The organism is Pseudonocardia xinjiangensis (assembly GCF_050948425.1).
In the GTDB taxonomy this organism is placed as follows: domain Bacteria; phylum Actinomycetota; class Actinomycetes; order Mycobacteriales; family Pseudonocardiaceae; genus Pseudonocardia; species Pseudonocardia xinjiangensis.
Window position 1 is genome coordinate 423,563 of sequence record NZ_CP192009.1, and the last position, 20,100, is coordinate 443,662.

The 20,100-nt window shown below is 72.2% G+C and carries 23 protein-coding genes; 3 read left to right on the top strand and 20 right to left on the bottom strand.

Translation table 11 applies throughout. The annotated features are described in order from the left end of the window. Positions 1-6: 6 nt before the first annotated feature. Genes ACQPZA_RS02045 through iolC form a run of 9 tightly spaced genes read right to left on the bottom strand, consistent with a single transcriptional unit; the run spans position 7 to position 10,130 of the window. Positions 7-822 (bottom strand): ATP-binding cassette domain-containing protein, encoded by an 816-nt coding sequence (locus ACQPZA_RS02045; RefSeq protein ID WP_169394014.1) that lies wholly within the window; start codon positions 820-822, stop codon positions 7-9. 7 nt (positions 823-829) lie between these two features. Continuing rightward, positions 830-1,894 (bottom strand): ABC transporter permease, encoded by a 1,065-nt coding sequence (locus ACQPZA_RS02050; RefSeq protein ID WP_433277859.1) that lies wholly within the window; start codon positions 1,892-1,894, stop codon positions 830-832. A gap of 59 nt (positions 1,895-1,953) precedes the next feature. Continuing rightward, entirely contained in the window at positions 1,954-2,949 is a 996-nt protein-coding gene (locus ACQPZA_RS02055; RefSeq protein WP_433277861.1) for a substrate-binding domain-containing protein, read from the bottom strand. 50 nt (positions 2,950-2,999) lie between these two features. Next, positions 3,000-3,923 carry a TIM barrel protein gene (locus ACQPZA_RS02060; RefSeq protein WP_169394016.1) on the bottom strand — a complete coding sequence of 308 codons (924 nt, stop codon included), beginning with the start codon at positions 3,921-3,923 and terminating at the stop codon, positions 3,000-3,002. Between the two features lie 2 nt (positions 3,924-3,925). Continuing rightward, on the bottom strand, positions 3,926-5,455 hold the full coding sequence (locus ACQPZA_RS02065; protein WP_433277863.1) for a CoA-acylating methylmalonate-semialdehyde dehydrogenase: 1,530 nt from the start codon (positions 5,453-5,455) through the stop codon (positions 3,926-3,928). After that, positions 5,452-7,359: a 3D-(3,5/4)-trihydroxycyclohexane-1,2-dione acylhydrolase (decyclizing) gene (gene iolD, locus ACQPZA_RS02070; RefSeq protein ID WP_433277865.1), complete on the bottom strand. Its 1,908-nt coding sequence runs from the start codon at positions 7,357-7,359 to the stop codon at positions 5,452-5,454. The genes ACQPZA_RS02065 and iolD overlap by 4 nt, the downstream gene beginning before the upstream one ends. Next, positions 7,356-8,261: a 5-deoxy-glucuronate isomerase gene (gene iolB / locus ACQPZA_RS02075; protein WP_433277867.1), complete on the bottom strand. Its 906-nt coding sequence runs from the start codon at positions 8,259-8,261 to the stop codon at positions 7,356-7,358. Before iolB ends, iolD begins: the two co-directional genes overlap by 4 nt. Next, on the bottom strand, positions 8,258-9,133 hold the full coding sequence (locus ACQPZA_RS02080) for a Cgl0159 family (beta/alpha)8-fold protein (RefSeq protein ID WP_433277869.1): 876 nt from the start codon (positions 9,131-9,133) through the stop codon (positions 8,258-8,260). The genes iolB and ACQPZA_RS02080 overlap by 4 nt, the downstream gene beginning before the upstream one ends. After that, on the bottom strand, positions 9,126-10,130 hold the full coding sequence (gene iolC / locus ACQPZA_RS02085) for a 5-dehydro-2-deoxygluconokinase (RefSeq protein ID WP_433277870.1): 1,005 nt from the start codon (positions 10,128-10,130) through the stop codon (positions 9,126-9,128). Before iolC ends, ACQPZA_RS02080 begins: the two co-directional genes overlap by 8 nt. A gap of 118 nt (positions 10,131-10,248) precedes the next feature. On the opposite strand from iolC, the gene ACQPZA_RS02090 reads away from it, so the two are divergent. Then, positions 10,249-11,004: a GntR family transcriptional regulator gene (locus ACQPZA_RS02090; protein ID WP_433277872.1), complete on the top strand. Its 756-nt coding sequence runs from the start codon at positions 10,249-10,251 to the stop codon at positions 11,002-11,004. A 109-nt stretch (positions 11,005-11,113) separates the two neighbouring features. On the opposite strand, the gene ACQPZA_RS02095 is transcribed toward ACQPZA_RS02090, so the two are convergent. The 4 genes from ACQPZA_RS02095 to ACQPZA_RS02110 all read right to left on the bottom strand — a co-directional run bounded on the left by ACQPZA_RS02095 (position 11,114) and on the right by ACQPZA_RS02110 (position 14,353). Then, entirely contained in the window at positions 11,114-11,323 is a 210-nt protein-coding gene (locus ACQPZA_RS02095; protein WP_169394021.1) for a DUF3073 domain-containing protein, read from the bottom strand. A 212-nt stretch (positions 11,324-11,535) separates the two neighbouring features. After that, positions 11,536-12,732: an MFS transporter gene (locus tag ACQPZA_RS02100; RefSeq protein WP_433277875.1), complete on the bottom strand. Its 1,197-nt coding sequence runs from the start codon at positions 12,730-12,732 to the stop codon at positions 11,536-11,538. Positions 12,733-12,818: 86 nt separating this feature from the next. Further along, positions 12,819-13,907, bottom strand: coding sequence for a YgfZ/GcvT domain-containing protein (locus ACQPZA_RS02105; protein ID WP_433277877.1), 1,089 nt, complete (start codon positions 13,905-13,907; stop codon positions 12,819-12,821). Next, complete coding sequence (locus ACQPZA_RS02110; RefSeq protein ID WP_433282643.1) at positions 13,904-14,353, bottom strand: Fur family transcriptional regulator; 450 nt, start codon at positions 14,351-14,353, stop codon at positions 13,904-13,906. Before ACQPZA_RS02110 ends, ACQPZA_RS02105 begins: the two co-directional genes overlap by 4 nt. A 203-nt stretch (positions 14,354-14,556) precedes the next feature. On the opposite strand from ACQPZA_RS02110, the gene ACQPZA_RS02115 reads away from it, so the two are divergent. Together ACQPZA_RS02115 and ACQPZA_RS02120 are read left to right on the top strand one after the other, a co-directional pair. Continuing rightward, the gene (locus ACQPZA_RS02115) at positions 14,557-16,002 is read left to right on the top strand and encodes a hypothetical protein (protein WP_433277879.1); all 1,446 of its coding nucleotides are present in this window, start codon (positions 14,557-14,559) and stop codon (positions 16,000-16,002) included. A gap of 45 nt (positions 16,003-16,047) precedes the next feature. Continuing rightward, positions 16,048-16,992, top strand: coding sequence for a hypothetical protein (locus ACQPZA_RS02120; protein ID WP_433277880.1), 945 nt, complete (start codon positions 16,048-16,050; stop codon positions 16,990-16,992). A gap of 3 nt (positions 16,993-16,995) precedes the next feature. On the opposite strand, the gene ACQPZA_RS02125 is transcribed toward ACQPZA_RS02120, so the two are convergent. From ACQPZA_RS02125 to ACQPZA_RS02155, 7 genes are all read right to left on the bottom strand, one after another. Further along, positions 16,996-17,601, bottom strand: coding sequence for an FABP family protein (locus tag ACQPZA_RS02125; protein ID WP_433282645.1), 606 nt, complete (start codon positions 17,599-17,601; stop codon positions 16,996-16,998). A gap of 17 nt (positions 17,602-17,618) precedes the next feature. Next, on the bottom strand, positions 17,619-17,750 hold the full coding sequence (locus tag ACQPZA_RS02130; protein ID WP_281359629.1) for a hypothetical protein: 132 nt from the start codon (positions 17,748-17,750) through the stop codon (positions 17,619-17,621). 103 nt (positions 17,751-17,853) lie between these two features. Next, positions 17,854-18,156 carry a DUF1416 domain-containing protein gene (locus tag ACQPZA_RS02135; RefSeq protein WP_433277882.1) on the bottom strand — a complete coding sequence of 101 codons (303 nt, stop codon included), beginning with the start codon at positions 18,154-18,156 and terminating at the stop codon, positions 17,854-17,856. Continuing rightward, on the bottom strand, positions 18,156-18,995 hold the full coding sequence (locus ACQPZA_RS02140) for a sulfurtransferase (RefSeq protein ID WP_433277884.1): 840 nt from the start codon (positions 18,993-18,995) through the stop codon (positions 18,156-18,158). The genes ACQPZA_RS02135 and ACQPZA_RS02140 overlap by 1 nt, the downstream gene beginning before the upstream one ends. Beyond that, positions 18,992-19,456 (bottom strand): DUF4395 domain-containing protein, encoded by a 465-nt coding sequence (locus ACQPZA_RS02145; protein ID WP_433277886.1) that lies wholly within the window; start codon positions 19,454-19,456, stop codon positions 18,992-18,994. Before ACQPZA_RS02145 ends, ACQPZA_RS02140 begins: the two co-directional genes overlap by 4 nt. 39 nt (positions 19,457-19,495) lie before the next feature. Beyond that, positions 19,496-19,570, bottom strand: coding sequence for a putative leader peptide (locus ACQPZA_RS02150; protein ID WP_407692180.1), 75 nt, complete (start codon positions 19,568-19,570; stop codon positions 19,496-19,498). A 79-nt stretch (positions 19,571-19,649) separates the two neighbouring features. Next, positions 19,650-20,087 (bottom strand): thioredoxin family protein, encoded by a 438-nt coding sequence (locus ACQPZA_RS02155; protein WP_433277888.1) that lies wholly within the window; start codon positions 20,085-20,087, stop codon positions 19,650-19,652. Between the last annotated feature and the right edge of the window lie 13 nt (positions 20,088-20,100).

Here is a 20,100-nt window from a genome sequence, read left to right on the forward strand (position 1 = left end):
GGTGCTTCAGCGCTCGAGCTCGTGCGACAGCTCGGCGAGCTCCTGCCCGCCCGCCATCTCCGCGGTGAGCTCGTCGAGGGAGACCTCGGCGCGCTTCTTGTCGAGGACGCAGCGACCCAGCTTCAGGATGATGAAGTGGTCGCCCACCATGTAGGCGTGGTGCGGGTTGTGGGTGATGAACACGACGCCGAGGCCGGCGTCCCGCGCGGCCGCGGTGTACTTGAGCACCACTCCGGACTGCTTGACGCCCAGCGCGGCGGTCGGCTCGTCGAGGATCAGCACGCGCGCGCCGAAGTACACGGCCCTGGCGATCGCGACGCACTGGCGCTGGCCGCCGGACAGCGTGCCGATGGGCTGGTTGATGTCCTTGACCGTGATGCCCATCTTCTTGAGCTCGGCGTCGGCGATCTCGCGCATGCCCTTGATGTCCATCGGGGCGAGCGGGTAGTTGCCCTTGCGGATCTCGGAGCCGAGGAAGAAGTTGCGCCACACCTCCATCAGCCCGACCACCGCGAGGTCCTGGTACACGGTGGCGATGCCGTGGTCGAGCGACTCGCGCGGCGAGGAGAAATGCACCGCCGCGCCGTCGACCTTGACCGTGCCCTCGGTGTGCGGGTGCAGGCCAGAGATGATCTTGATCAGGGTGGACTTCCCGGCACCGTTGTCCCCGAGGACGCAGGTCACCTCGCCGGCGTTCACCGTCAGGTTGATGCCCTCGAGTGCCCGGATGGCGCCGTAGGCCTTGCCCACGTTCTCCATCTGGACCAGCGGGGAGCCGGCCTCCAGATCCTGTGCGGCGTGTTCCGCGATCGTGTCGGTCATGGCCGTCTCACCGCCTCTGGCTCGCGTAGTTCTTGACGTAAAGGTTGACGAGCACGGCCAGCAGGAGCATCGCGCCCAGGAAGGCCTTGAACCAGTTCGGGTCCCAGCCGGCGAAGACGATGCCCTGGGTGACCATGCCGAAGATGAACGCCCCGAGCGCGGAGCCCACCGCGGAGCCGTAGCCGCCGGTGAGCAGCGCGCCACCCACGACCGCGGCGATGATGTAGATGAACTCGTTGCCCACGCCCAGACCGGCCTGCACGCTGCTGAAGTTGAACAGCAGGTGCTGGCCGAGGAACCAGGCCAGGAACGCGACGCCCATGAACAGGCCGATCTTGACCTTGGGCACGGGCACACCGACCGCGCGGGCGCTGGCGGCGTTGCCGCCCGAGGCGAAGATCCAGTTGCCGGTGCGGGTGCGCAGCAGCACCCACGTGGCGATGGCCACGAACAGGATCCACCACACCACCGTGATCTCGATGGTGATGACGCCGAGGTCGATGTTGCCCGCGAACACCGCGCGCGCCGAGTCGAACCCGTCGAGGCGGTCGATGTTGGTGGTGGCCACCGTGCCGGTGACGAGCTTGGTGACACCCAGGTTGACGCCCTGCAGCACGAAGAACGTGCTCAGGGTGATGAGGAAGCTGGGAATCCCCGTCCGCACCACGAGGTAGCCGTTCACGAAGCCGATCGCCAGCGCGATCACCAGGCTGATGAACACGCCGACCCAGGCGTTCAGGCTGAACTGGTAGGAGATCATCGCCGAGGCGAGTGCTGCGGTGGCCACCGCGACACCGGCCGAGAGGTCGAACTCCCCACCGATCATGAGCAGGGCCACGCCGACCGCGACGATGCCGATGGTCGAGCTGGCGTACAGCACCGTCGAGAACGCCGGAAGGGTCCGGAAGGGCGGCGCGACCGCGAAGAAGAAGATGAAGATGGCGATCGCGGCAGCCAGCGCACCGATCTCCGGGCGCGCGAGCACGCGGGACAGCATCGACCGGCGGACCTGCGCCGGTTCCGGGGCGGACGGGGACTGCGGCGGCGGTGATGTCGTCACGGTCGAGCTCATGACTGGCTCCAGGGGTGGGCGGCGCGGTGGGGCCGGCGCGCCGGCCCCACCGCCGTGAACTAGCGAGTGTTGTTGGCTGCGTACGTCGCGATCTTGTCGATGTTGCTCTTGTCGACGAACGACGGACCGGTCAGCACGGGCTTGCCGCCGCCGATGTCGTTGCCGTTGGTGAGGTTCAGCCAGAGCGCCTGCACGGCCATGTAGCCCTGGACGTAGGGCTGCTGGTCGATCGAGAAGTCGATCGTGCCGTCCTGGATGTCCTTGGCGACATCGGCGTTCAGATCGAACGTCACGACCTTGGCCTGGCTGCTGGTGCCCTGCTTGGCCTGCAGCGCGGCGAGCGCGATCGGTGCGCCGAGCGTGACGACGTCGGTGATCGAGGGGTCCTGCTGCAGCTTCGCGCCGATCGTCTGCTGCACCGACGGCAGGTCAGTGCCGTTGACCTGCAGGTTCTCGGTGTTGGGGAAGGTCTTCTTCACCCCGGCACAGCGGGCCTCCAGCGCGACGCTGCCCTGCTCCTGCACCACGCAGATCGCCTTGCTGCCGCCCTCGGAGGCCATCCGCTGGCCCGCCGACTGCCCGGCGAGGTCCTCGTCCGAGCCGAAGTACATGGGGATGCCGTACTTCGTGTAGTCGGTGATGCCCGAGTTGAAGGCGACGGTCGGGATCCCGGCCTGGACCGCCTTCTGCGCAGCCGGTCCGACCTGGTCGGCGAACGCCAGCGTGACGGCGATCCCGTCGACCTTGCTGTCGATGGCGTTCTGCACCAGCGTCGCCTGCTGGCCCGCGTCGTTGTTGTTGGAGTACTTCAGGTCGACGTTGAGCTCCTTCGCCGCCTGCTGGGCGCCGGCGCGCACCTTGTCCCAGAACGAGTCGCCCGGGGCCTCGTGCGTGACCATCGCGATCGTGTACTGCCTGCCGCCGGCGCTGCCGACGGCGGGGCCGCTGTTCTGGTTGGCCTCGTTCGCGCCGCCCTGGCTGCTGCACGCGGCCAGCGCGACACCGAGCGCTGCGACCACAGCCAGCGCCCGCATCGACTTCCCGGGACTCCTCATCGAGTTTCCTTCCAGTGTCGGCCCGTCATCGGTGACGGACCGGGATCGGGTCAGTAGGGCCACCGTCGGAGCGGTCCGAGCCCGCACCCGGCGAAGTACCCCGCCGTGCGGGCGGCTATCGGTAGCGGGATGTGCGCTTCCACGGGATAGAGGTCCTGCTCCACCACGGTGAACAGGTCGGTGTCGAGTGCGGCGAGCGCGTCGAGCAGCGGTGGCATCGACGGGTCCCCGTACGGCGGCTCGACCATCACACCGAGCGGCACGGCCTCGGCGAGCGAGAGCTTCTCGGCGCGGACGCGCTCCCGGACGGCGGGGTCGACCTGCTTGAGGTGCACGTAGCGGATGCGTTCCGGGAACCGCCGGATGATGGCGATGTTGTCGCCGTCGCAGTAGGAGATGTGCCCGGTGTCGAGGCACAGGTTCACGTACCGCGGGTCGGTGTCGGCGAGGAACCGCTCCACCCGCACCTGCGTGTCGACGTGGGTGTCGGCGTGCGGGTGGAACACCAGGTCGACGCCGAACTCCTCGTGCAGCAGCTTCCCCAGCCGGTCGTAGCCGGTGGTGAGGTTCTTCCAGTGCTCGGGGTCGATGTCGCCTGACCCGGTGGCGGCGCCGGTGTGCATGTCGGTGTACTGCTCGGGCAGCAGCACGAGGTGGCGGGCGCCGAGCGCGGTGAGCAGGCGCGACTCCCTGCTGCACGCCTCGATCGCCTCGTCCAGCGCCTCGCCCCCGCGGTGCAGGCCGGCGAAGATCGTGCCGCCGCACAGCGTCAGCCCCCGGGAACCGAGCTCGTCGCGCAGCTGCCCGGGGTCCTGCGGCAGGAACCCGGACGGGCCGAGCTCGGTGTGGGTGTAGCCGGCCTGGCCGATCTCGTCGAGGTACTGCGTCCAGCCGACCTGGTGCGGGTCGGACGGGAACCACACGCCCCACGAGTCGGGGGCGGTGCCGAGGGTCAGCCGGTCCAGCGCAGCCATGATCAGGTCGCCGTCGGGAAGTGGTAGGACGCGCCGCTCGCCTGCGCGGTGTTGATGCTCGCTCCGCCTGCGCTCCGCTCGGCCTGCGGCCAGCGCGAGGTGACGACCTTCGCCCGCGTGTAGAACGAGACGCCCTCCGGGCCGTGGACGTGCTTGTCCCCGAAGAGCGAGTCCTTCCAGCCGCCGAAGGAGTAGTACGCCATCGGCACGGGGATCGGGACGTTGATGCCGATCATGCCCACGTTCACCCCGCGCTGGAACCGCCGCGCCGCCTCCCCGCTGGAGGTGAAGATGGCGGTGCCGTTGCCGTACGGGTTGGCGTTGATCAGCGCGATCGCCTCGTCCACGGAGTCGGTGCGCACCACCGAGAGGACCGGTCCGAAGATCTCCTCGCGGTAGACGTCCATGTCCCGGCCGACGTTGTCGATCACGGTGGGCCCCACGAAGAAGCCGTCCTCGTAGCCCGGGACGGTCAGGCCGCGGCCGTCGACGGCGAGCGTCGCGCCCTGGTCGGCGCCGCTGCCGATGAGCCCGACGATGCGGTCACGGGCGGCGGCGGTGACGACGGGGCCCATCTCGCTGGCCGGGTCACGGCCGGGGCCGACCTGCACGGCGCGGGCCTTCTCGCTCACCACGGCGACGAGCTCGTCAGCGGCGGAACCGACGGCGACGGCCGCCGACACCGCCATGCAGCGCTCGCCCGCCGAGCCGAACGCGGCCGCGACGAGGTGGTCGGAGGCGTAGTCCAGGGGAGCGTCCGGGAGGACGACGGCGTGGTTCTTCGCGCCGCCGAGGGCCTGCACCCGCTTGCCGTTGGCGGAGCCGCGCTCGTGGATGTAGCGCGCGATGGGCGTCGAGCCGACGAAGGATACCGCGGCGACGTCCGGGTGGTCCAGCAGCGCATCGACCGCCTCCTTGTCGCCGTGCACGACGTTGAACACGCCGTCGGGCAGCCCGGCCTCGGCCCACAGCTCCGCCACCAGCATGGACGCGCTCGGGTCGCGTTCGCTCGGCTTGAGCACGAAGGTGTTGCCGCAGGCGATGGCCACCGGATGCATCCACATCGGCACCATCGCCGGGAAGTTGAACGGGGTGATCCCGGCGCACACCCCGAGCGGCTGCCGGAACGAGAAGACGTCGACCCCACCCGAGACCTGGTCGGAGTACTCGCCCTTGAGCAGGGTCGGGATGCCGCAGGCGAACTCGACGACCTCCAGCCCGCGCTGCACCTCGCCACGGGCGTCGGAGACGACCTTGCCGTGCTCGTCGGAGATGATCTCCGCGATGTCCTGCGTGCGCTGGTTCACCAGCTCGCGGAACGCGAAGAGCACCTTGGTGCGCGTCGAGAGCGAGGACTGCGACCACGTCTCGAAGGCGGCGGCAGCCGTGGCGACCGCCGAGCCGATGTCCACCTGGTTCGCGAGCGCCACCTCGGCCTGCTGCTCACCGGTGGCGGGGTTCCACACCGGGCTGGTGCGGGTGGAGGTACCCGGCTCCGACTTGCCACCGATCCAGTGGGTGATGGTCCTCACGGCGATCCCTCCTCGGAGCCGGGCGCGCCGGACGGCCGCAGCAGGGGCCGCTGCTCCGCCTTGTGCGCCTCGTAGGTCTTGCGGGCCTGGTTCGTGCTCATCAGCTGGGCGACCTCGGACACCGGCACGTCCCACCAGCTCTCCGACGACGGGACGGGCGCGAGCGGGTCGGTCTCGATGTGGATGGCGGTGGTGCGGTCGGACGCGCGGGACCGCGCCAGCGCGGCGCGGAACTCCTCGATCGTCCGGACCCGGATGACGTCGGCGCCGAGACTCGCGGCGTTGGCGGCGAGGTCGACCGGGAGCACGTCGCCGTCGAGCTGGCCGGTCTCCGGGTTGCGGTAGCGGTAGGCGGTGCCGAAGCGCTGCGAACCCAGCGACTCCGAGAGCGCCCCGATCGAGGCGAACCCGCGGTTCTCCACGATGACGACGTTGAGCTTGATCCCCTCGGACACCGCGGTGACCAGCTCCTGGGACATCATCAGGTAGGAACCGTCGCCGACCAGCGCGAACACCTCGCGATCAGGCGCGGCCATCTTCACGCCGAGGGCGCCGGCGATCTCGTAGCCCATGCAGGAGTAGGCGTACTCGACGTGGTACTGCTTCGCGTCGCGCGCCCGCCAGAGCATCTGCAGGTCACCCGGCATGGAACCGGCCGCCTGCACCACGACGTCACGCGTGTCCATCTCCTCGTTGAGCGCGCCGAGCACCTCGGTCTGGGCCGGGAGCGGCGCGTGTCCCAGATGGACGGCCTGGTCCACCACCTGGTTCCACTCCGTGGCGTGGGCCCGGTGCGCCGCGGTGTAGGCGTCGTCGACGCGGTACCCCTCGACCGCGTCGACGAGCGCGTCCAGCGCAGCCCTCGCGTCGGCCACGAGGGTCGAACCGGCGTGCTTCGCGGCGTCGAAGGCCGCGATGTTGACGTTGACGAAGCGGACGTCCGGGTTCTGGAACGCCGTGCGCGACGCGGTGGTGAAGTCGCTGTAGCGGGTGCCCACCCCGATGACGACGTCGGCCTCGCGGGCCAGCGCGTTGGCCACGGGGGAACCGGTGGAGCCCACACCGCCGACGGCCTGCGGGTGCTCCCACAGCAGCGCCCCCTTGCCGGCCTGCGTGTCGGCGACGGGGATGCCCGTGGCCTCGGCGAAGCGGCGCAGCGCGTCGCCCGCCTCGCTGTAGTGCACCCCACCGCCCGCCACGAGCAGGGGACGGCGGGCCGAGGAGATGATCGCCGCGGCGCGGGCCAGTGCGGCAGGTTCGGGCACCGGACGCGGGATGTGCCAGACGCGCTTCGCGAACAGCTCGTCGGGCCAGTCGTGCGCCTCGGCCTGCACGTCCTGCGGCAGTGCGATCGTCGCCGCGCCGGTCTCCGCCGGGTCGGTGAGCACCCGCATCGCTCCGAGCAGCGCCGACGGGAGCTGCTCGGGGCGCCAGACCCGGTCGAAGAAGCGCGACAGCGGCCGGAACGCGTCGTTCACCGACACGTCGTAGCCGGAGGGCTGTTCCAGCTCCTGCAGCACCGGGCTGGCCACGCGGGTGGCGAAGATGTCCGACGGCAGCAGCAGCACCGGGATGCGGTTGGTGGTGGCCAGCGCCGCTCCGGTGAGCATGTTGGTGGACCCCGGCCCGATCGACGCCGTGCAGGCCATCGCCTGGAGCCGGTTGCGCATCCGCGAGTAGCCGACGGCGGCGTGCACCATGCCCTGCTCGTTGCGCGCCAGGTGGTAGGGGAGGTCGCCGCTCTCGGCGGTCTCGAGCAGCGCCTGCGCGACGCCGGCCACGTTGCCGTGCCCGAAGATGCCGAAGCAGCCGGGGATCAGCCGCTGCTCGATCCCGTCGCGCTCGCTGTACTGGGCGGCCAGGAACCGGACGAGCGCCTGGGCGACGGTCAGCCGGACGGTCATGAGCGCTCCTCCGTGGTCGTCAGGGGCAGCCGGGGGTCGATCTCCTGGTCGTCCCACGTGCCGCGGACCCAGCCGTGGGCCGGGTCGTCGCAGATCAGCCAGGCCCGGTCCGGGCTCGGGCCGGCCATGACGTTGAGGTAGTACAGGTCGTAGCCGGGCACGGCCATCGACGGCCCGTGCCAGCCGTGCGGGATGAGCACGGTGTCGCCGCTGCGCACCTCGGTGCACACGTCGATCTCGCGTCCCGGCCCCGAGGAGTAGACGCGCTGGTAGGCGATGCCCTCACCGGTGGGCCCCGGCGCGACCTCGAAGTAGTAGACCTCCTCCAGCCGCGCCTCACCCTCGCGCTCCTCGTCGTGCTTGTGCGGCGGGTAGGACGACCAGTTGGCCGCCGGGGTCAGCACCTCGACGGCGATCAGCTTGTCGGCGTCGAACGCCTCCGGGGTGCAGAAGTTGTTGACCTGCCTGCTGGCCTGCCCGGCTCCGCGCAGCTCGACCGACACGCCGTCGGCCGGGCCGTACCGGGCCGCCAGCCTGCGGGAGGCTCGGGCCGCCGGCAGGGCGAACCGGCCGCCCGCCCCGGACGAGACCGTGACCCGTGCATCGCGCGGGACGTACGCGAAGTCGGTGACCCGGGAGAACACGCTCTCGCGCCCGGCCAGCTCGAAGGTCTCGCCGTCGCACTCCACCGCGCAGGCACCGGACAGCGGGAGGACCACCATCTCGTCCTCGCCGGTGTCGAAGCTGACGCGCCCGCCCGCGGGCAGGTCGAGCACGCGCAGACTGCTGTATCCCCAGCCTGCGGTCTCCGGGGTGATGACGAGGGAGAACGTGCCGTCGGCCGTCTCGCCCCTGCGGACCACCGGGCCCACGGTCGGCGTCTCACTCGCGAGCTCGGTCACAGCAGGCTCACCGCCGCATCCACGGCTGCGGCGACGTCGTCGTTCGGCGGGTACAGCAGGGACCGGCCGATCACCAGCCCCTGGACCGTGGGCAGGGCCAGCGCCTTGCTCCAGCTCGCGAACGCGGCGTCCTGGTCGTCGGTCACCTCGCCGCCCAGGATCAGCGCTGGCAGCGTCGTGGCGGCCATGGCCCGCTCCATCTCCTCGACGATCGGCACCTTCAGCCACGTGTAGGCGGAGGTGGCTCCCAGCCCCGCCGCCACGCACGTCGCGCGGATCATGGCCTCGGCGGTGAGCTCGTTGCGTACGCGCCCGTCCACCCGGTGGGAGATGAACGGCTCGACCATCGCCATCAGCCCGTTGCGGGCCAGCTCGCCGACCGCGCGCGCACCCGCTTCCAGCGTGGTGGCCGTCGCCGGGTCCTCCGGGTCGATCCGCAGCAGCATCTTGCCGCCCTCGAAGCCGGACGCCGCGATGCTCGGCACGTCGTAGGCGGTGAAGCGGTCGTCGATCTCGAAGCTGGTGCCGGCCAGGCCGCCCCGGTTCATCGAGCCGACCACCACCTTGTCGTCGAGGGCGCCGAGCAGCAGGAGGTCCTCCAGCACGTCCGGGGTGCCGAGCACGCCGTTCACGCCGGGGCGGGACAGCGCGAGACAGAGCCGGTCAAGCAGGTCGGCGCGGTCGGCCATGGCCAGCGGCCGGCCACCGGCCCGCAGTGCGCCCCTGGCCGGGTGGTCGGCGGCGATCATCATCAGCTTGCCGTGCTCGGCGAGCAGGGAGCCGGGCCTGCGGCGCCGCGCCGCGGCTTCGGCCACGGCCTGGGGCCTGCGCACGCGGCTGTCGATCAGGTTGCGGAGCTGCTCCTCACGCACGGATGACCTCCCCGAGCCTCGCCTCGACCTCGTCGGTGGTGGGCATGGCGTCGGAACAGGCGAGCCGTCCCGCGACGATGGCCCCCGCGGTGTTGCAGAAGCGCATCGCCCGTTCGAGGTCCCACCCCGCCAGCAACGCGTGGCACAGCGCCCCGCCGAACGCGTCGCCGGCACCGAGCCCGTTCACCACCTCGACGGGCACCGGCGGCACCTGCACCTCCTGGGTGCCGTCGGAGGCGAGTACCCCAGCGGGTCCCTGCTTGACCACGGCCAGTTCGCCGCCCGCGTCGTGCAGGGCCCGGGCTGCGGCGCGCGGCTCGCGGACCCCGACGGCGGTCTCGCACTCGTCGAGGTTGCCGACCGCCACCGTCACGTGGGGCAGCGCCTCCTGCATCCACCGGCGGGCCTCCTCACGGGAGGACCAGAACATCGGCCGGTAGTCGAGGTCGAGCACCGTGATGCCGCCCTTGGCGCGCTCGCGGAGCGCGGCGAGGGTGGCGCCGCGGCTCGGTTCCTGGGACAGGCCCGTGCCGGTCACCCAGAAGATGTCGGCCGAGCGCACCGCGTCCATGTCGAGCTCGCCGGTGTGGATCTCCAGGTCGGGGGCCTTGGGGAGACGGTAGAAGTACAGCGGGAAGTCGTCGGGGGGGAATATCTCGCAGAAGGTGACGGGGGTGGGCAGCCCGGGCACCGCCGTGACGTACCGGTCGTCCACGCCGTAGCCGCGCAGCGCGTCGTGCAGGAACTCGCCGAACGGGTCCCCTCCGGTGCGGGTGATCACCGCGCTGCGCCTGCCGTGGCGGGCGGCGGCGACGGCGACGTTGGACGCGCTGCCCCCGAGGTACTTGCCGAACGTCTGCACCTCGCGCAGCGACACCCCGATCTGCAACGGGTAGATGTCCACCCCGATGCGTCCCATCGTGAGCACCTCGAGGGCGCTCGTGCGGTCGCTCCCGGCGTGCGGCGGTGCGTGCCCCGCGTCGGCCCCCGGCGTCATCGCTGTCCTCCCGTTCGGGTCGTGCTCCGGGAGTGACCCGGGACACTCCGACAGATGTACTCTGACGACCGGAACCTGTCAACACTTTGTCCTGACATAAACGACGGAGGAGTACGCCGTGGATCGTTCGGGCCCGACCGGCCTGGTCCCGGAGGTGGGGTTGGACCGCACCAGCCCGGTGCCCCTGTACTTCCAGGTGGCGAGCCGGATGCAGCAGCTCATCGAGAGCGGCGTGCTGCCGGTCGGAGGGCGGCTGGAGAACGAGGTGGAGCTGGCCGAGCGGCTGGGAGTGTCGCGGCCGACGATCCGCCGGGCCGTGCAGTACCTCGTGGAACGGGGCGTGCTCGTCCGCAAGCGCGGGGTCGGCACGCAGATCGTGCATCCGAAGGTACGCCGCCCGGTGGAGCTCTCGAGCCTCTACGACGACCTGGCGAAGTCGGGGCAGAAGCCAGGCACGCAGGTCCGGACGCTGGAGGTGCGGCGTGCGCCGGACCACGTGGCGGAGGCGCTCGGCCTCGACGAGAACGCTCAGGTCACATGGATGGAGCGACTGCGGTTCGCGGACGGCGAACCGCTCGCGATCATGCAGAACGCGGTGCCGGTGGAGGTGCTGCCGCTGCGGCGCGAAGACCTCGAAGTGCGAGGGCTCTACGAGCTGCTGCGGGCAGCGGGATACGCGCCGCGAATGGCCACGCAGGTGGTGGGTGCGCGGGTCGCCACGGCGGCGGAGGCCAGCGTGCTCGAGGACGTCAGGGGTGCACCGTTGCTCACGATGACGCGCACGGCCTGGGACGCGAGCGGCCGAGGCGTGGAGTACGGCTCGCACATCTACCGTGCGAGCCGCTACGCCTTCGAGCTGACGCTCTCCACGTGACACGAGCCGGCACTTGTGGGTGCCGGCCCGTGCTGAAGCTGTCGCGCCGTTGTGTCACCCCGCGAGGGCCCGAGGCAGGTGACCCGCAGGCCCTGCCGGGCCCCCGGCGTCACCTGTAGCGACGGCTCGGGGCCTCGTCCTCGTCGTCCGCCTCCGGAGGAGCGTACGGGTCGACGTAGTCGTCTTCGGCAACACCGTTGCGGGGTGCCGTCCCACTCCCGATCTCGCGCTGCAGCGCGTCGAGATCCATGGTGGGGGAGCTGTACTTGAGCTCTCGGGCCACCTTCGTCTGCTTGGCCTTGGCTCGTCCGCGCCCCATGGCTGGTCCCCCTTACAACAGGGAAGGGGCGGCCGGATAACTCGGCGGCCCCATTCACATCTCATCAATGTCCTGGTGACCACCGTACCTTGCGGATGGGGTCGTGTGCGATGTGGCACCAGTTGTGTGACTTCACACGCTCTCTGCCGCTCGGGCGCGTCGGAGGCGGGGCGTCTGGATCCGCCGATGTCCGCAGGTGAAGGCCGTGAAGGTCAGGTGCCGGCGCTGCGCCCGGCCACCGGCTCGGCCAACCTGATCAACGCGGCGAACGCCCCCAGCGCGGCCACCGCCCCCATCCCCAGCATCGCGGGCCAGCCGGCGACCTCGGCGACGAGGCCGCCGAGCGGGGGAGCCACCGCGGCGGCCACGTAGTTGGCGGTGTTGGACACGGCCATCGCGGTGGCGGCCCGGTCGGGTGGAGCGAGCTCGCCCGCCGCGGTGAAGACGAGGCCGTTCCAGCTGATCGCCACCGCGGCGGCGGGCACCAGCACGGCGGCGAGCACGGGTGCCGGCCCCGGTTCGAGCGCCGCGGACAGCGCGAACCCGACGGCCGCAGCGACGGCGACGACCCGCAGGGGCCCGAGCCTGCTCGACACGCGGTCGGACCAGAACCCGTTCCCGAGCCGCCCCAGCGCGCCGAGCACCTGGGTGAGCGCGAGCAGTCCGCTGGACAGGCCGAGGGAGAGCCCCGCGCCCTCGTGCAGCACCTCGACGAGGAAGACCGAGCCGAGGAACTGCGGGACGACCAGCAGCAGGCCCGCGAGGCTCAGCCGCAGCAGCCGCCGGTCCGCCAGCACGGTCATGACCCCGGTGGCCGGCCGGGTGCCGCGGGCGGGCCGGCCCGGTGGCTCGCGAACCCAGATCGCCACCGCGGCCGCGGCGAGCAGGCAGGTGGCGGCGAGCGTCAGGAACACGGCCGGGATCCCGCCCGCGGTGGCGATCGCCGGCAGGGCCGCGGCCGCGAGGGCCGCCCCGACCGGTACGGACGTCTGGCGGACGGCCATCGCCATCCCCCGGCGTTCGGACGGGAACCAGGTGAGCACCGCCCGGCCGCTGGCCGCGTTCACGCTCGCGCCGGATGCGCCCGCGAGGACCAGGAGGGCGCCTGCGGCGAGCGGGGTGTGGACGAACGCCGTCCCGGCCAGCGCCGCGGCCGCTCCGACCAGCCCGACGCTCATCACCCCGCGCTCGCCGAACCGGTCGGCCGCCCCGCCCCAGGCGATCAGCGTGAGGACGAGGCCGACGGAGATCGCTCCGATCAGGGTGCCGACGGCGGCGAGCCCGAGCCCGAAGTAGTCACGCAGTGCCGGCGTGACGGCGGAGAGCCCGAGGAAGTAGGCGGCTGTGGCGGCCTGGGCCACGGTGCCCACCGCGAGCACCACCCATCGATACCCGGGGCCCCTCAGCACGCGATCGACCGTACGTGGTCATCCCGAAGGGCAGGAGCGCCGTCCCGTGATGTGGACTGTGGGACGGAGCACGCAGCGGCGCGGGCTCAGCCGCGCAGCCCGCCCCGCATCTGGGCGGCGCGACCGGGAGGAGGGGCGTCGTCCTCCGGCGGCACCGAGGACGGGTCGACCGCAGCGGGCGCCACGCGGTCCTCGGCGCCGGCCACCAGCTCGGCGTCCACCGGCACGGACCGCTTGAGCAGCGCCAGCGCCACCGGCCCCAGCTCGTGGTGCAGGGCCACCGTGCCGACCCGGCCGACGGGCCTGCCGTCGCGCAGCACCGGGTCGCCCGGCAGCGGCAGGCGCTCGTCGCCGCCGTCGAGGTGCAGCAGCACCAGCCGGCGCGGGGGACGGCCGAGGTTGGCCACCCGCGCGACCGTCTCCTGCCCGCGGTAGCAGCCCTTCGTCAGGTGCACGGCCGAGCCGATCCAGCCCACCTCGTGCGGGATGGTGCGGTCGTCGGTGTCGACGTGCAGCCGGGGCCGCAGGGACTCCACGCGCATCGCCTCGAAGGCCATCGTGCCCGCCGGACGTGCGCCGGCCGCCGTCAGCCGCTCCCACCAGGCGGCCTGCGCCTCCCGGGGGACGAGCAGGTCGACGGCGTCGGTGCCCGGCCACGTCATCCGACGCGCGACCCCGCCGTCGGGCAGGGCCAGCGCCCCGTGCGGTGCGGCGGGCACCGCGCAGCCCGCCTTCGCGAGCACGTCCGCCGTAGCCGGGCCGACGATGCTCAGCACCGCGAGCTCGTCCGTGGCGTCCCGCGGTTCGACCTTCGACCAGAACACCATCTTCTGCAGGTAGCCGAGCAGCTCGGGGACGTCGCCGGGCTCCGTGTCGAGGTACACGGTGTCCTGGGCGTGGGCGACCACCATGTGGTGGAGCACGCGGCCGTTGATGTCGAGGATGAGTGCTTCGGTGCCGGTGTCGGACGGCAGCTCGCTGACGTGCTGGCTCAGCAGCAGGTGCAGCCAGCTCAGCCGGTCCTCACCGGTGACGGCGATGACGCTGCGGTGCCCGCGGTCGACGACGGCGGCGGTGCGTGCCATCGCCCGCTGCTCGGCCAGCGGGTCACCCCGGTGGGCGGGCACCTGCGGGTCGGAGTCGGCGCCGGGGAGCGTCTGGTCCGTGCTGGTCATGACAGCTCCTCTGGCGTGGTCTCGCGGCAGGTGCTGCACATTCCGGACAGGGCGACGTGGGAGGGGTCGAGCTCGAAGCCGATGTCGCTGCGCAGCCGGCGGGTCAGACCGTCCATCAGGTCGCTAGCGGCCTCGGTGACGGTGCCACAGGAATGGCAGACCAGGTGGACGTGCTGGTGTTCCTGCTCCGAGTAGGTGGGGGCGCCGTGTCCGAGATGGGTGTGGCGCACGAGTCCGATGCGCTCCATCAGGTCCAGCGTGCGGTAGATCGTGGTGATGTTGACCGCAGGTGCGGCCCGCTGCACCTCGGTGCAGATCTGCTCCGGGGTGGCGTGGCCGAGGGTGCGTACGGCGTCGAGGACCAGCTGCCGCTGCGGGGTCATCCGTAGGCCCCGTTGGTGCAGCGTCCGGCGCAGCGCCGATGATCCGCCAGCAGGATCGAGCATCGACGGAGTGTCCACCGGTTCGATGGTAGGCCGTCGGGAGGTCCCTGTCCGGGTGCCCGTCCGGCGGCCGCCCACGAGCCACCGACGGGGTCAACTCTCCCCTATCGGTATGCTCCGTCAGGGTGAACGACCAGGTTCGGTCGCGAAGATCTACCTACCCTCGGCGAAATGCAGGGTGACCATACGCTCGGGAGGGGCCGACGATGACGACTGACCCGGGCGTGTCCGGCGCCCCACGGTTCGACGTCGTCCTCCGGGGATACGACCGCCGGCAGGTCGACGAGCACGTGGCTCGTCTTCAGCGGGCGGTCGCCAGGATGCGGGCCGATCTCGAGCTGGCGCGCAGCCAGCCGCTCCCGGTCGTCTCGTCCCCCTCCGGCGGTCCGCCGGGGCAGGCCCCGCCCGGTGCGCGGCCCCGGCCCACTCCACGTCCGCGGCCCGGCGGCGGCCCGATGCCGCACGGCGAGTCGCCCGACATGATCGGGAACTTCACCGACCGGATGCAGAGCATTCTGCAGGCCGCCGAGGAAGAGGCCGCGGAGATCCGCAAGAAGGCCAGGGTCGCCGCCCGCGCCGAGGAGGACAAGGTCCGGGCCCAGCTCGCCGACCTGGTGCGTCAGCGCGACGCGCTCGTCGCCGAGCTCACGCGCATGCGCGGCCAGCTCGAGGGCATGCTCGCGGCGCCCACCGCCCGCATCACGCTGCCGCCCCGCGACGGTGCCCCGCCCGCCGGCCGGCCGCGGGACACCGCCGCACCGGGCTCGTCCCAGCAGCCCCCGGCGTCCTCCGCGTCCGCTCCTGCCGCACCGCCTTCCGCCGGCGCCCCTCGCGGGGCGGCCGCACCCTCGGGCGGGCAGGCCGCCCGCAGCGGTGACGGTCCCGGCAGCCACGGCCCGAGGCCCGGCGCCCCCGCCGCCGATGGAGCGCAGGGCGGCTCGGCTCGTCCGGCCCAGGGCGCGCCCGCACGTTCTCCGTCCGGTTCGTCCGGGGGTGCGCCGGGCGGATCGGCCCGCGCCGACATCCTCCAGACCCTCCCCCCGCCGTCGAAGATCGTCCCGCCGGGCGATCCGACCGGGGCCGTTCCCCATGTCGCAGGCGACCCGCGCGCCGGCGACCGCAGCTCTGCCTCGTCATCCGGCAAGCCGGCCGCCCACCGGCTGCCCTCCGGCGGCTACCAGGCGGTCGGTGCGGCGGCGGGCGAGCAGTCCGGATCGATGCGTCCGACCACGGAACCCGAACCGGAGCCCAGCGAGCTGTTCCGTCCCCCCGCCGGGGGCCGCGAGGACGAGCCGCGCACCAGCGCGGTGCCGCACGCCGCCCGCTCCGGCCCCGCTCCGGCAGCCGAGCGCACCACGGTCGTGCCCACCGTGCGGCCCGCCGACAAGTCCGGTCCGAGTGCCGGCAGCGATAAATCCGCCCGGAAACCGGTCCCTCCGGACTCAACCGTCAAGGTGAATTCGGTAAGGCCGCCGAGCGGCTCGGATGCGGGCAGGCCGGCCCCGCCGCCCGGCCCCGGTCAGGGCCGTTCCGAGCAGAAGAATGCGCCGTCAGACGAGGTGAATGACGGTCGACGCGGTGAGCGCGGGCCAGGTGTCGGAGGTGGTTCCGACCGCTCGGGTCGCTCCGCCTCGCCGTCACGTTCGGGTTGATTTCGATTGCGCACAGTTAGCTGAATTCGCGTACGGTCCGCATCCATGCAGCTGCCCCTGACGACGAACGGGCTGGTCCCGGTGGGTGTGGGCGTCGTGGTCGCCCTCGCTCTCGTCCTCCTGATCGTGTTCGCAATGAGACGCAGGCGCCCGGTGGGCGCCGCCCCACACCTCCGGGATCGCGGCATGCGCGACTGGACCGGACTGGAACCCCACCACGTCCTGGCCCCGCCGCCGCCCCCGGCGATGCCCGCGGTCCAGTGGTCCACCGGCCTCGCCGCGCCGTCGGCCCACCAGGACGCTCCGGTGCGCGGGTGGGGGGACGCGGCGCCGAAGGGCTACCCGGACTCCGCCGCCACCACCGGCAGTGCCACCACCACCGGCAGCGGGGCGTCCGGCGGGTCGCCCGGCGAGGCGTACCCGGTCGCCGGACCGGGCACGCCCGCGGCGCCGCCCTCCACCCCGGCCGGCAACAACCACACCGTGCGGCCGTTGCTCAGCTCACTCGACGCTGCGTCGCGCAGCGGGCTGGGCTCCCGGTCCAACGCGGCCGACTCCACCGGGTCCGGCCGTACAGTGGCAGCGGCGGTGGCGCAGGCGTTCGCCGTTCGGGCGGCGGCCGTCCGAAATGGTCGCCTGGAGCAGATTCCGGGCACATCCGAGCGGAACGGGTCTGCTGCTCTCTCCACCCCGCCGGCTGCGGTCCCGCCGAGCTCCGACCCGCCCGCGGCGAGCGCTGCGGTGCCTGCACAGCCGTCCACCGCGCAGGCCGACGTCCGCGACCGGCTGCTCGCCGTGCTGCTCGACGATCCGGCACGGGCGGTCGGTGCCACCGCCGAGCTGGAGGCGTGCCGCAGCCGGCTCCAGGACGTGCTGCACCGGCTCGCCGCCAGCGGTCTGCGCCCGGAGCAGCTCGCACGTCTCGTCGAGCTCCCGGTCGAGGAGGTACGCACGATCCTCGCGTCAGCCGCCGGTTCCCCCGCCCACTAGGGCTCAGCCGGCGATCCGGCTCAGCCGGGCCGAGAGGTGGGGCTGCAGGGGCTGGCCCTCCATCGCCCGCTCGTCGACGTAGGCCAGGTCCCCGCCCTCGACGAGTCCGTACAGCCGATGCGACGCCGTCACCTCCTTGGCGGAAGCCGTGCGCACTATCGCGTCGGCCTCGATCTCCCAGGACGTCAGGTTGCGGGCGCGGCCGTAGAAGATCTCGCTGATCCCGGTGGCGTGGGTGATGAGCACCTCGAGCTCCCCGTCGGGCTGAGGACGCCAGAAGCCGGTCTCCCGCGCCGCGGGCCGCAGCACCTCGCCGTCCGGACCGAGCAGCCACGCCCTGGACTCGTAGGACAGGAACGGACGCCCGTCGTGGGCGAACACGATCTGCTGGCCGTAGGCGTAAGGGCCGTCGATCGTCGGGTAGACGACCTCGCCCGCACCGCGCCACACCCCGATCAGGGGGAGCAGGCCGAGGCACTGCTCGTGCAGGTCGGGGCCCTCCCGGAGGTTCGCGGTGTCGTCCGGCACCGGAAGGTCCTCGAAACGGGGCCGGTTGCGCTGCGGTGAGTCGGGCGCTGCGTTCGCAGGCCCGGTGATCTGGCCGGGCAGCTCGGCCTCCGGGCCCGTCACGGGGTGACCTCCCGGGTGACGTCAGGGGTGCCCGGTTCCGTCGTGAAGAGCCGCCGGAGCAGGTAGCCGGTGAACGCCGCGATGCCCGCGCTGGTCACGATCAGCAGGCCTGAGAAGAACCAGTTCACGGGCGGGCAGCCTAGTCCGTGCGCTGTCCGGTGCCGGGCGTGGCACGGGAAGGCCCCGTGCGCCATGACGCGGCGCACGGGGCCTGCCGGCAACTCGCTGGTCCTACGACGCCACCGCGACCTCGGCCTGGTGCAGGCCAGGGCCGTCGGCGCTGAGCACGGTCTCGCCGTTGCCCGCACGGGACAGTGCGCGCAGCGTCCAGGTGCCGGGCGCGGCGAAGAACCGGAAGTCCCCGCCTGCCGACGCCACGACCTCGGCGGTGAACTCACCCGTCCCGTCGAGCAGGCGGACGAACGCTCCGGGCACGGGCAGACCGTCGGCGACCACCCGCCCGGCGAGCACGGTCTCCTTGGTGAGGTCGGTACCGGGCGGCAGCGCGACCGCCTGGTCGGGAGCTCCGCACATCAGCGGCCCGCCCCCAGCTCGATCGGCACGCCGATCAGGGAGCCGTACTCGGTCCAGCTGCCGTCGTAGTTCTTGACGTCGCTGTGGCCCAGCAGCTCGTGCAGCACCACCCAGGTGTGCGAGCTGCGCTCACCGATGCGGCAGTAGGCGATCGTCGCCTTGCCCTCGTCGAAGCCCGCCTCGCCGTAGAGCTCCTTGAGCTCCTCGTCGGACTTGAAGGTGCCGTCCTCGTTGGCCGCCTTGCTCCACGGGATGTTGATCGCCGACGGCACGTGGCCGGGCCGCTGGGACTGCTCCTGCGGCAGGTGGGCAGGCGCCAGGATCTTGCCGGAGAACTCGTCGGGTGAACGCACGTCGATCAGGTTCTTGGTGCCGATCGCGTCGACGACCTCGTCGCGGAAGGCCCGGATGGTGAGGTCCGGCTCCTGCGCCGTGTAGGTGGTGGCGCTGCGCTCGGCGACGTCGGAGGTGAGGGGGCGGCCGTCGAGCTCCCACTTCTTGCGACCGCCGTCGAGCAGCTTCACGTTCTGGTGGCCGTAGAGCTTGAACTCCCAGTACGCGTAGGCCGCGAACCAGTTGTTGTTGCCCCCGTAGAGGACGACCGTGTCGTCGGCGCCGACACCCTTGGCCGACAGGAGCTGCTCGAACTGCTCCTTGTCGACGATGTCGCGGCGCACCGGGTCCTGGAGCTCGGTGGTCCAGTTGATCTTGACGGCACCGGGGAGGTGGCCACCGTCGTAGGCGGTGGTGTCCTCGTCGACCTCGAGGAAGACGATCCCGTCGGTCCCGAGGTTCTTCTCGGCCCAGTCTGCTGTGACCAGGACGTCCTGACGGCTCATGCGGTGGCTCCCTGTTGGTTGTTCTTCCGGAAACGGGCGATCACTGCGTACAGCTCGCAGCCCAGGCAGAAGCCGAAGGCGGCGTTGAGGAAGGCGGCGGCCAGTGCGAAGGCGGTGGCGACGATGCCGAGGCCGGTGAGACCGGCGAGGTAACCGACAGTACCTATGACGGCGAACACGAGGCCGACGGTTTGCGAGAACCGCACCGGGGCGGCCTCTTCCCGCTCGGTGGGCGGTCTGAGCCGCGGCGCGACGAGTAGCCGGAACAGCACCGCGTAGGGCGAGAACCGGAGGCCGGCGATCGAGCCGAGCGCGAACACGAGTGCCTGTGCGCCGAGCAGCCAGCCGCTACCGCTGACGAGCACCAGCGCGAGAACGAAGGTGGTGAGTGCCGCCGAGAACCGGACGCCGCGCGGGTCGACGGGCGGATCGCGGCGCGCGGGGGCGGCAGGCGTGGACATGGGGATGCTCCTGAGGACGGGTGCGAGGGGACGCGGATCTCAGGAGGTGCGACAGAGGCAGCTACCGACGCGGCACAGGTCGACTGCGCGTCGTCGGGTCAGCGGCCAGCACACGGAGGCGAGGGTAACCGAGGATTGCTGCTTTCGGGAGCGGGGTGTAGCTGCACATATCGTCCGCGTGGCGGGAAACCGCTCACGCCGGCCCCGTGCCGGTCAGGCGGGGTGCGATCGCAGCCTCCAGTTCGGGGAGCCGGGGCACGCCCGAGATGCGGAGCAGCTCCGCCCCGTCGCGGGTGAAGGCGACGACCGTCGGTGTCCGCATCACCGAGAGCTCGCGGGCGACGTCGGGCCGTTCGGCGACGTCGATCTCGCGGTGCACCACGCCGGGGCGGCGGGCGGAGAGCTCCGTCAGCAGCTCCGCGGTGCGGCGGCACGGGGTGCACACGGGGGAGGACAGCTGCAGCAACAGGACCCGGTCCGAGGCGGCGGGGGCGGTGCCGGCGAGCGCCCATCCGCCGGACGCGGCGCCGCCGGTGCGCATCCGGCCGGCGCGGGCCCGCACCACCAGCCCCACCGCCGTGGCGAGCGCCAGCGTGCCCACCAGAACCAGGAGACCGGGGTCACTGATCATGCCGGTGGCAACG

Coding starts and splice junctions, on each gene's coding strand:
- ACQPZA_RS02045 (WP_169394014.1), bottom strand. CDS start 822: ATGACCGACACGATCGCGGAACACGCCGCACAGGATCTGGAGGCCGGC.
- ACQPZA_RS02050 (WP_433277859.1), bottom strand. CDS start 1,894: ATGAGCTCGACCGTGACGACATCACCGCCGCCGCAGTCCCCGTCCGCC.
- ACQPZA_RS02055 (WP_433277861.1), bottom strand. CDS start 2,949: ATGAGGAGTCCCGGGAAGTCGATGCGGGCGCTGGCTGTGGTCGCAGCG.
- ACQPZA_RS02060 (WP_169394016.1), bottom strand. CDS start 3,923: ATGGCTGCGCTGGACCGGCTGACCCTCGGCACCGCCCCCGACTCGTGG.
- iolD (WP_433277865.1), bottom strand. CDS start 7,359: ATGACCGTCCGGCTGACCGTCGCCCAGGCGCTCGTCCGGTTCCTGGCC.
- iolC (WP_433277870.1), bottom strand. CDS start 10,130: ATGACGCCGGGGGCCGACGCGGGGCACGCACCGCCGCACGCCGGGAGC.
- ACQPZA_RS02095 (WP_169394021.1), bottom strand. CDS start 11,323: ATGGGGCGCGGACGAGCCAAGGCCAAGCAGACGAAGGTGGCCCGAGAG.
- ACQPZA_RS02105 (WP_433277877.1), bottom strand. CDS start 13,907: ATGACCAGCACGGACCAGACGCTCCCCGGCGCCGACTCCGACCCGCAG.
- ACQPZA_RS02110 (WP_433282643.1), bottom strand. CDS start 14,353: ATGCTCGATCCTGCTGGCGGATCATCGGCGCTGCGCCGGACGCTGCAC.
- ACQPZA_RS02115 (WP_433277879.1), top strand. CDS start 14,557: ATGACGACTGACCCGGGCGTGTCCGGCGCCCCACGGTTCGACGTCGTC.
- ACQPZA_RS02120 (WP_433277880.1), top strand. CDS start 16,048: ATGCAGCTGCCCCTGACGACGAACGGGCTGGTCCCGGTGGGTGTGGGC.
- ACQPZA_RS02135 (WP_433277882.1), bottom strand. CDS start 18,156: ATGTGCGGAGCTCCCGACCAGGCGGTCGCGCTGCCGCCCGGTACCGAC.
- ACQPZA_RS02140 (WP_433277884.1), bottom strand. CDS start 18,995: ATGAGCCGTCAGGACGTCCTGGTCACAGCAGACTGGGCCGAGAAGAAC.
- ACQPZA_RS02145 (WP_433277886.1), bottom strand. CDS start 19,456: ATGTCCACGCCTGCCGCCCCCGCGCGCCGCGATCCGCCCGTCGACCCG.
- ACQPZA_RS02155 (WP_433277888.1), bottom strand. CDS start 20,087: ATGATCAGTGACCCCGGTCTCCTGGTTCTGGTGGGCACGCTGGCGCTC.